Source organism: Nonomuraea sp. NPDC049784, assembly GCF_040659615.1.
Lineage (GTDB): Bacteria > Actinomycetota > Actinomycetes > Streptosporangiales > Streptosporangiaceae > Nonomuraea.
In genome coordinates, this window is the sequence record NZ_JBFAMX010000632.1 from 1 (window position 1) to 5880 (window position 5880).

Sequence of the window (5880 nt, forward strand, 5' to 3'; positions counted from 1 at the left end):
GTGCTGGACGCGGTCGCCGCGGCCGGCCGGCGAGCCCGGCACGCCGGCCAGGCCACACCGCGGCTGCGGCTCGCGCTCAAGGCCGACAACGACGGGGGGCTGCTGCCGCGGATCCTCTCCGCCTACCAGCTCGAGGAAGCGGCGCTCGGGGTGGAGCTGGTGCTGGGTGGGCGGGGAGAGCAGGCGCAGGCGCTGCGCGATGGGCGAGCCGATGTCGCGCTGCTGGTCAGCCCCTTCGACGACCGCGGCCTGGACGTCGAGCCGCTGCTGACGGAGCCCCGCCTGGTAGCCCTGGCGGCGACCGATCCGCTGGCCGCCCGGTCATGCCTGCGGTTGGCCGACCTGGCCGGCAGAAGGCTCCCCGACGGAACGCCCGCCGACCAGGACCCGTCCGCGGCTGTGCACGGCAGCGTCGGTGAGCCGCCGCGGACGGCACACCGCGGGCCGGCGGCCGGAACCCATCAGACGGCCACGGACATGGCGCAGGTCTTCAGGCTGATCGAGCTGGGCGACATCGTCTGCCTTCTCCCCGCCTGGGTGGTGCGGCGTTACACGTGGCCCGAGATCGCCTACCGGCCGGTCAGCGACGTCGAGCCGGCCACACTGGCCGTCGCCTGGCCACAGGACGCGCGCTCGGCGGCGGTGGCCGCCTTTGTACGGGTAGCCGTTTCGGTCGCGGCAATGGCTCGGGCAGAAGAGGAAATATCCCAGAAGGCGGTCAGATAAAACGCCGCTCCCTGGCCCGGTACGGCTCCCGCTGTAATCAGGGTGTGTCGAACACCGCGGCGTGTGCTCAAAAAGCCGAAACCAACGGTATGGCAGTGGCCGCCCAGGCGTCCACTGGACCGTTCCCGTCCTCGACGACGTGCGCGCAGGTGATGATCAGGCCGCCGTGGAGGAGGAAACCGGTGCCCGCGGTCCCGCCCCGGCCGTCGAGGATCCTGACGATCCCGCGGCGCGGCGCGTCGGCCGTTTCCTGCGAGGAAAGGGCGGTCATCCTCCGGCCGTTCCCTCCTCTGAGGGTTTCCGCAGGCTCGTGTTCCAGGTCAGAGTGATGGAATAGGTGGCCTCGCTGGTCGTCTTCGCGACCGTGAATCCCAGCTCGCCGGCCCATTTGAAGCCGAAGGTGATCTGGGCCTCCCGCGGCGGGGGTTCCACGCCTTCGAGGGCTTTCATGAAGGCGCGTGCGTTTCGCTGCAATGCGCCCACCAGCGCGGTTTCCAACGCCTCCGCGGCCGTGGTGACGAGCTCTTTCGCCCTTTGGCCCGGACCCGCCCCTTGAATCCCGCCCTGCTCCTCCGGCACGTCGTTCTCAGTGAGTTCGAGTAAGACCGGGGAACCGTCTTCTGTGGTGAATCGAACGTAGTGGCGCACCTGACTCCCGTCGCCAGAAGGCCGTGTCAGGCAATCGTAAGGGAAAAGGGTCCGCGGCGGCCGGGGTAAATGAATTCGGGCCGCCCGGGGTGAGACCCCCGGGCGGCCCGAATTCTCAGCCCTTTTTCCGGGCGGCCGTCACTTGCCGAACCCGGCAGTCAGGCCGGCCAGCAGCTGGCGGCGGCCCACCACGTACAGGATCAGGATGGGCAGCGAGGTCAGGACGACGGAGGCGAGCACCGCGGGCACGTTGATGCTGTACTGGCCCTGGAAGCTCCACAGCGCCAGCGGCAGCGTGCGCTGCTCGGGGCTCTGCGTGAGGATCAGCGGCAGCAGGAAGCCGTTCCAGATCGTCAGCGCGTTGTAGATGGTCACCGTAACCACGGCCGGCCTGGTCAGAGGCAGCGCCAGGTTCCAGAGCGTGCCGAGCTCGCTGGCGCCGTCCAGCCGCATCGACTCGAACAGCTCCTTGGGCACGTCCCTGATGAAGTTCGCCAGGATCAGCACCGACAGCGGGATCGCGAACGCGATCGACGGCAGGATCAGCGCCAGCAGCGAATCGTAGAGGTGCAGCTTGATGATGATCAGGTAGATCGGGATGATCGTCGCCTGATGCGGGATGGCCAGGCCCATGAGGAACGTCGAGTTCGTCCAGCGCAGGAACCGCCCCTTGCCACTGCGGACGATCGCGTATGCCGCCATGAACGACACCGCGACGGCGGGCACGACCGCGCCGACCGTGACGATGACGCTGTTGACGAAGTACCGGATGAAGCCGGCCTCGATGACCATCTGGTAGTTGGCGAACGTGGGCTCGGACGGCGGCACGAGAGGGTTCTCGGCGTAGTAGTTGGTCTGCAACTTGAAGCTGGTGATGACGATCCAGTAGATCGGCACGATCACGATCGCCAGCCAGACCCACGAGACCGTTCCGGCCAGCCAGTTGGGGCGGCGACTCACTCCTTTGGGGCGGGGACCGGCGTGCTTCGCCGCCGCCCGCGAGGAGTCCTTGGTGAGGGTCGTCGCCATGTCAGGCCCCTTCCAGCTGGCTCTGGGTCGCGTTCCGGCCGCCGAGCCGGCGCAGCAGCAACGCCAGCGCCAGGCCCACCAGGACGAGGATCACGGCGATCGCGCTGGCGGGGCCCATCAGGTTGGCCTGGAATCCCCTCTTGTACATCTCCAGCGCGAGCACCCGGGTGGCGTCTCCGGGGCCGCCGGCGGTGAGTACGAAGATCAGGTCGAAGAAGACCAGCGAACCCACGACCATCAGGGTCGAGGACGTGATGATCGTGTACTTGAGCTGGGGCAGGGTGATGTTGAAGAACATGCGGACCCGGCCGGCGCCGTCGATCTCGGCGGCCTCGTACATCGAGCGCGGGATCTGGCGTACGCCGCCCTGATAGATCAGCGAGTGGAACGGGATGAACTGCCACGACACCACGAAGATCACGACGCCGAAGGCGAGGACCGGCTCGCCGAGCCAGTCCTGCACCAGGATCGGGATCCCCAGCCCGGCGCCGAGCCCGAAGTTCGGGTCGAGCAGCGCCTTGAAAGTGATCGCGATGGCGGCCGAGCTGAGCAGCAGCGGGATGAAGTACAGCACCGCGAGCACCGCGCGGTAACGCTGGAAGCCGGCCAGGAAAGTGCCGAGCAGGATGCTCGCCGGCGTCTGCACCGCCCACGACAGCGCTGTGACCAGGAACGTCACCCACAACGCGTGCGGCAGCCCGGGATCGGTGAGCACGGCGCGCCAGCTGTCGAAGCCGCTGACGCGGATCTCGCCGAGCCCGTCCCAGGAGGTGAAGCTGAGCGCGAAGACACCGACGAGCGGGATCACGGCGAAGGCGACGAAGAACAGCAGCGCCGGCACGGCCAGCCAGGCGAGGCCGCGCCCCTGGCCGCCGGGCACGGCGGCCTGGGACGCGTTTCCCCTGGCGGAGATCGGAGGAACAGTCACTTGCCGATGACCTCGTTGAGGTTCGTGGCGAACTGCTGCGGCGAGATCGACAGCTGGAACAGCTTGGCGATGTTGTCCAGCAGGACCTCGGCGGCGGTCGGGCTGAGCGCCTGGTCCCAGGACTGCTGGAAGGACTTGGCGTTGCTGGCGGTGTCGTAGACGAACTTCTGCCACGGCGCCTCCGCGGAGGAGCCGAACTGCGCGTCGATGCCCTTGACGATCGGCACCTGGGTGATGCTGACCCAGTCCTTGGACTGCGCGTCGGAGTTCATCTCGGTGAGGAGGAACTTCTTGGCGATCTCCTTCGCCTCAGGGGTCGCCTTGGAGGAGATCGACATGTACTGGGCCGGGTTGCCCAGGGTGTTGCCGGGGTCGCCCTTGCCGCCTTGCACCGGCGGGAAGTTCATGTAGCCGAGGCTGCCTCCGGAGACGAAGTCGCCGCCGTCGGTCTTCATCGACCCGTACGTCCAGCCGCCGTGCACCATCATCGCGGCCTTGCCGGTGTAGAGCAGCGCCTGGTCGGCGTTGGAGTCGGCGGTGATCGACGAGAAGCCCTTGACGAAGCCGTTCGCCTTGATCAGGTCCTGTACCTTGGTCAGTCCGTCGATGGCGGCCGGGTTGTTCCAGGCGTCCTTCTCGCCGTCGTAGATGGCCTGGAAGACCTCGGGGCCGCCGATGCGGTCGAAGAGGAACTCCAGCCACATCATGTTCGTCCAGCGCGACTGCCCGCCGAGCGAGAACGGCGCGATGCCCGCGGCGTTGAACTTCTTGACCAGGTCCATGATGTCGCCCCACTCCTGCGGGGGCTGCGCGCCGACCTTCTCGAAGAGCTTCTTGTTGTAGTAGAAGACGATCGGCGTCACCGTTTCGACCGGTACCGCGTAGATCTTGCCGTCGACCGTGGCCGCGCCGAAGGAGGACGGGAACAGCCGATCCTTGTAGGCCTGGTTCTGGTCGAACCACGAGGTGAGGTCGTCGACCTGGCCCGCCTGCACGTAGCTGCGCAGGCCGCCGCCGCCCCAGCCCCAGATGATGGTGGGGGCCTCGCCCGCGCCGATCGCTGTCTTGATCTTCGTCTTGAAGGCGTCGTTCTGGAAGGTGGTCGTCGCGATCGTGCTGCTGGGGTTGGCCTTGTTGAAGCGCTCCACCCCGCGTCGGCGCACGCCTTCGTTCGGCTCGACACTGAGGTACCAGTACGTGGCCTTGCCGGCACCGCCGCCGGTGCTGGTGCCGGGCGCGCCACCGGCGCCCGTCTGGGTGGGCCCGGAGCTGCCGCAGGCGGCCAGGGCGGCTCCCAGGGGAAGGCCCATGGAGAGGCTGAGGAAGGTGCGGCGAGAGGTTGTCCTGGTCTCCACGCTGATCTCCGTAACTGAACGCCGGGGGGTTGGCCGCGCGGCTCGTGGATCGTCGGGTGTGTGGCGGCGGCCGTAGCGCCGGCCCCACACTTCGCTGCTCTTGAGTTAACTTGTCGAAACATTTGCGACATACCGCGTGGTCCGTCAATCTAAGTTTCGGCTATGTGCCTGTCAAGACCGCCGCACCTGGGAATCTGCCCATCCGGGCAGGACGTGTGTAAAGTACTCAGGCGCGGCGTTCAACTGGTCATCTGGCGCCGAGGAGGTCTCGCTCGCAGGTCGGTCACGACGTCGAAACATTTCGAAAATCTCACGGTGGACATCGCCTTGAAGGAGAGCAGCAGATGACGGCTCTAGATCGGACGCCCGCGGTTGACGGCGTGCTCCGTCCGTGGCAGGATCCGGCCCTTCCTGTGTCCGACCGGGTCGACGCCATCCTTGCGGAGATGACCCTGGAGGAGAAGGTCGGCCAGCTCGGCAGCCGGTGGATCGGCAACGACATGCAGCACGAGCCGGTCGAAGAGGCCGAGACGCTGAACGTGGCGCCGATGCAGGATGTGTTCGCGGCCTCGGGCACGGTCCCCTTCGACGAGGCGATCAGGCATGGGCTCGGGCACCTGACCCGGGTGCACGGCAGTGGTCCCGTGACTCCGGCGGAGGGCGCCGCCGAGGTGGTCAGATTGCAGCGGGCGGTCGTTGAGCGGTCCAGGTTCGGGATCCCGGCCATCGTGCACGAGGAGTGCCTGACCGGGTTCACGACGTACGGGGCGACCGTCTATCCCGCGGCCATCGCGTGGGGTGCGACCTTCGATCCCGAGCTGGTGGAGCGGATGGCGGCCGCGATCGGGCGCGACATGGCCGCCGTGGGCGTGCACCAGGGCCTGTCGCCGGTCCTGGACGTGGTGCGCGACTACCGGTGGGGGCGGGTCGAGGAGACGATGGGTGAGGACCCCTACCTCGTCTCGATGCTCGGCGCCGCCTATGTGCGCGGCCTGGAGAGCGCCGGGATCATCGCCACGCTCAAGCACTTCGCCGGCTACTCGGCCTCGCGGGCGGCCCGCAACCACGGGCCGGTGCCTATGGGGCGGCGCGAGCTGATGGACATGATCCTGCCGTCGTTCGAGACACCGACAGGGCGGCGTATCCGGAGGTGACCTCCCAGATGTGCAGGTCGTGCACCTCCACCACGGTGTC

General features: G+C 67.7%; 7 protein-coding genes. 2 read left to right on the plus strand and 5 right to left on the minus strand.

The window, feature by feature from the left end; translation table 11 throughout:
• Window positions 1-726, plus strand: a 726-nt coding sequence (locus AB0J09_RS54100) for a LysR family substrate-binding domain-containing protein (RefSeq protein WP_360710030.1), incomplete at its 5' end; no start/stop codon positions are given.
• A 67-nt stretch (window positions 727-793) separates the two neighbouring features.
• Here the strand turns inward: AB0J09_RS54100 and AB0J09_RS54105 are convergent.
• The 5 genes from AB0J09_RS54105 to AB0J09_RS54125 all read right to left on the minus strand — a co-directional run bounded on the left by AB0J09_RS54105 (window position 794) and on the right by AB0J09_RS54125 (window position 4686).
• The gene (locus AB0J09_RS54105; RefSeq protein WP_360710032.1) at window positions 794-997 is read right to left on the minus strand and encodes a hypothetical protein; all 204 of its coding nucleotides are present in this window, start codon (window positions 995-997) and stop codon (window positions 794-796) included.
• Entirely contained in the window at window positions 994-1374 is a 381-nt protein-coding gene (locus tag AB0J09_RS54110) for a CU044_2847 family protein (RefSeq protein WP_360710033.1), read from the minus strand. The genes AB0J09_RS54105 and AB0J09_RS54110 overlap by 4 nt, the downstream gene beginning before the upstream one ends.
• A 138-nt stretch (window positions 1375-1512) precedes the next feature.
• The gene (locus tag AB0J09_RS54115; RefSeq protein WP_360710035.1) at window positions 1513-2403 is read right to left on the minus strand and encodes a carbohydrate ABC transporter permease; all 891 of its coding nucleotides are present in this window, start codon (window positions 2401-2403) and stop codon (window positions 1513-1515) included.
• A 1-nt stretch (window position 2404) separates the two neighbouring features.
• Complete coding sequence (locus AB0J09_RS54120) at window positions 2405-3331, minus strand: sugar ABC transporter permease (protein ID WP_360710037.1); 927 nt, start codon at window positions 3329-3331, stop codon at window positions 2405-2407.
• On the minus strand, window positions 3328-4686 hold the full coding sequence (locus AB0J09_RS54125) for an extracellular solute-binding protein (protein ID WP_360710038.1): 1359 nt from the start codon (window positions 4684-4686) through the stop codon (window positions 3328-3330). Before AB0J09_RS54125 ends, AB0J09_RS54120 begins: the two co-directional genes overlap by 4 nt.
• Window positions 4687-5030: 344 nt before the next feature.
• Between AB0J09_RS54125 and AB0J09_RS54130 the strand changes: the two genes are divergently transcribed.
• A complete protein-coding gene (locus AB0J09_RS54130; protein WP_360710039.1) occupies window positions 5031-5840 on the plus strand; it encodes a glycoside hydrolase family 3 N-terminal domain-containing protein in 810 nt (269 codons plus the stop codon).
• Window positions 5841-5880 lie beyond the last annotated feature (40 nt).

Bases quoted from the DNA above. Each gene is read 5' to 3' on its own strand.
- AB0J09_RS54105 (WP_360710032.1), bottom strand. From the start codon at position 997: ATGACCGCCCTTTCCTCGCAGGAAACGGCCGACGCGCCGCGCCGCGGG.
- AB0J09_RS54115 (WP_360710035.1), bottom strand. From the start codon at position 2,403: ATGGCGACGACCCTCACCAAGGACTCCTCGCGGGCGGCGGCGAAGCAC.
- AB0J09_RS54130 (WP_360710039.1), top strand. From the start codon at position 5,031: ATGACGGCTCTAGATCGGACGCCCGCGGTTGACGGCGTGCTCCGTCCG.